The organism is Shinella sp. 838 (assembly GCF_029623935.1).
Taxonomy (GTDB): domain Bacteria; phylum Pseudomonadota; class Alphaproteobacteria; order Rhizobiales; family Rhizobiaceae; genus Shinella.
Map to the genome: position 1 here is coordinate 1 of NZ_JARSBQ010000075.1, position 737 is coordinate 737.

At 67.6% G+C, this 737-nt stretch carries 1 protein-coding gene; it reads right to left on the minus strand.

Annotated elements, in window-relative coordinates:
• Positions 1–737, minus strand: a 737-nt coding sequence (locus tag P9A16_RS35630; protein WP_278026568.1) for an aconitase family protein, incomplete at both ends; no start/stop codon positions are given.

The window sequence follows — 737 nt, forward strand, 5'->3', positions numbered from 1 at the left end:
AGGCCCGAGCCGGTCTTGCCCATGCCGACGAAGTAGGGCGGGTTCTGCACATAGGTCGACTGGTCGTCCCAGGCATAGGTCTGGCCCGCCGGCACCTGCACGGCCTGCCAGTTGGCATCGCCCTTGAAGACGTCGGCATATTTGGCGGCGTAGAGCGCGCGGGTGACGTATTTCAGGATGAAGGCCTGGATCTCCTGCGAGGAGGGCCAGATGTCCTTGAGATAGACCGGCTTGCCGTCCCTGTCCTCGCCGAGCGGTTCGCTCGTCAGGTCCTTCTGCACGGAGCCGGCCAGCGCATAGGCGACGACGAGCGGCGGGGAGGCGAGGTAGTTCGCCTGCACGTCCGGCGAGATGCGGCCCTCGAAGTTGCGGTTGCCCGACAGGACGCCCGCGGCGATCAGCCCCTTGTCGTTGATCGTCCTGGAGATCGGCGCCGGCAGCGGGCCGGAATTGCCGATGCAGGTCGTACAGCCGAAGCCGACGAGGTTGAAGCCGAGCGCGTCGAGATCGGCCTGCAGGCCGGACCTGGCAAGGTATTCGCCGACGACCTGCGATCCCGGCGCCAGCGACGTCTTCACCCACGGCTTGGTCTTCAGGCCCCTGGCGACCGCGTTGCGGGCGAGCAGCCCGGCGGCGATCAGCACCGACGGGTTCGACGTGTTGGTGCAGGAGGTGATGGCGGCGATCGCCACGTCGCCATGGCCGAGGTCGTAATCCGTGCCCTCGACCGGGTAGCG